Raw genomic sequence first — 2,075 nt, forward strand, 5'->3', positions numbered from 1 at the left:
CCCGGCTTCCCCCGCACCGACTGGTACGCCGCCTACCAGGCCGCCCACCCCGCCCAGGCGGCCAGGATCGAGGCCGCGGCCCACGCCCGCGTCGACGAGGTCGCCGCCGAGGTGGCCGCCCGCCCGCCGGTGGCCTGGACGGCGGTGTGAGCCCGATGGAGAGCCCGGCGGAGCTTCCCGGCCGTCCGGACCCCGCCGTTCCGCCGGTCGCGGGCCGCGGCGGCGCCCGGGTGGGCGAGGACCTCAACCGAGCCCTCCACGGCCTCCTGGAGGACGACCCCTCCGTGTACGTCCTCGGAGAGGACCTTCTCGACCCGTACGGAGGCGCCTTCAAGATCACCAAGGGCCTGTCGACCCGCTTCCCCGACCGCGTCCTGACCACCCCGCTCAGCGAGGGGACCATCGTCGGGGCGGCCTCCGGGCTGGCCCTCGCGGGTGGCAAGGCGATCGCCGAGATCATGTTCGCCGACTTCGCCGCGCTCGCCTTCGACCAGATCCTCAACTTCGCCGGCAAGTCCGTCACCATGTACGGCGCCCGCGTCCCCATGCCCCTGGTGATCCGCTGCGCCTCCGGGGGCCACCGCGGGTACGGCCCCACGCACAGCCAGAGCCCGCAGAAGCACTTCATCGGCATCCCCGGCCTGTCGTTGTTCGAGATGTCGCCGTTCCACGACAACCGGGCCGTCCTCGACCGCATGCTCGCGCTGGGGGAGCCGTGCCTGCTCTTCGAGGACAAGGTGCTCTACACGCGGCGCATGTACCCGCCGGGAGTGGCGGAGGAGCTGTTCCGATGGGATCTCGCCGGCGACGTGGCGGTGGTGCGCCTCGACCCGGCCACGACCGGCCCCGGCCCCGGGTCCACACCGGTCGCCGGCGGTCCGGAGATCCCTCCCGGCGACCTCGACTACGTCGTCATCGTCCCCGGCGGGCTGGCCCACCGGTCGCTGGCGGCCATGCGAGCCCTGCTGCTCGATCACGACCTGGCCGGCGTGCTGCTGGTCCCCTCCCGCCTGTACCCCTTCGACCCGGCGCCCCTTCTCGGCCTGCTCGGGCGGGCGCCGCTGATCTGTGTCGCCGAGGACGGCAGCGCGGGCGGCACCTGGGGCGGCCACGTCGCCGCCGACCTGCACACCCGGCTCTGGGGGCGGCTCCGGCGGCCGGTCAAGCTGGTCAGCTCGGCCGACAGCGTCATCCCCACGGCCGCCCACCTGGAACGGGACGTGCTGGTGCAGGACAGCACGATCCGCCGCGCCGTACTGGAAGGGCTCGGTGACTCCTCCGCTCCCTGAAGGGTGCGGCTTCTCGCTAAGCCGCTTCCGCAGCCTGACGAAGGGCAAGCCCTGCCCTGAGGATGTTGATCGCCGCGTTGACGTCGGCGTGCGCGGTGTGGCCGCACGCCGTACAGGCGAACCCGGCTTGGGAGACGCGGTTCTTCCGCGCGCAGTGACCGCATCGGGCACAGGTGCGGGAGGTGCCGGCGGGGCTCACCGCGATCAGCTCTCGGCCGGCGCTTTCAACCTGGTGCGCGAGGACCGTCAGGAACCCCCCAACCCGCGTCCAGGATGCTCCGGTTCGACCCCGGACTTCTGCGCGACGTTGCGGCCAGGCTGGGCGATCGTGCCCGAGGCCGAGCGGGTCATGGCCGAACGACCTGGCGCACGCCCACCTCCCACGCTCGGTGACGACAACGCCACGGTACCGGCCGGCACCGACAAAACCCGGAAGGAAAACTGCGATGCGCACACCTGACACGCCAGGGCACCCTCGGGCCTTGGCGGCCCTGCCACCCCGGATCCCCCGTGGCCTGAAGGTGATGGTCCCCTCGGGAGGATCTGATGGTTGAGATCCGGGTGCCCAAGCTGAACAGCAACGACTCGGCGTACGTGCTGGTCGCCTGGCTGGCGCGGGACGGGGCGGCGGTGCGCGCGGGTGAGGTGGTGGCGGAGGTGGAGACGTCGAAGACGGTGGAGGAGCTGGTCAGCGAGTACGACGGCGTTCTGACTCAGCTGATGCCGGCGGGCCGCGACATCGCCCCCGGCGACCCTATCGCCCGCGTCACCTCCCCGGCAGAAACC

Annotated in this window: 3 protein-coding genes; 2 read left to right on the plus strand and 1 reads right to left on the minus strand. The window is 72.5% G+C overall.

The features are described from left to right. Window positions 1-155 precede the first annotated feature (155 nt). Window positions 156-1,289: an alpha-ketoacid dehydrogenase subunit beta gene (locus tag E1294_RS51710; protein WP_132520651.1), complete on the plus strand. Its 1,134-nt coding sequence runs from the start codon at window positions 156-158 to the stop codon at window positions 1,287-1,289. 16 nt (window positions 1,290-1,305) lie between these two features. Here E1294_RS51710 and E1294_RS57905 read toward each other — a convergent pair whose 3' ends face one another. After that, complete coding sequence (locus tag E1294_RS57905) at window positions 1,306-1,752, minus strand: zinc ribbon domain-containing protein (RefSeq protein ID WP_342775169.1); 447 nt, start codon at window positions 1,750-1,752, stop codon at window positions 1,306-1,308. An 83-nt stretch (window positions 1,753-1,835) separates the two neighbouring features. Between E1294_RS57905 and E1294_RS51720 the strand changes: the two genes are divergently transcribed. Beyond that, a partial coding sequence (locus E1294_RS51720; RefSeq protein WP_220448446.1) for a lipoyl domain-containing protein occupies window positions 1,836-2,075 on the plus strand: 240 nt, incomplete at its 3' end.

Origin of the sequence: Nonomuraea diastatica, assembly GCF_004349015.1 — a bacterium.
GTDB classification, from domain to species: domain Bacteria; phylum Actinomycetota; class Actinomycetes; order Streptosporangiales; family Streptosporangiaceae; genus Nonomuraea; species Nonomuraea diastatica.

Coding starts and splice junctions, on each gene's coding strand:
- E1294_RS51710 (WP_132520651.1), top strand. CDS start 156: ATGGAGAGCCCGGCGGAGCTTCCCGGCCGTCCGGACCCCGCCGTTCCG.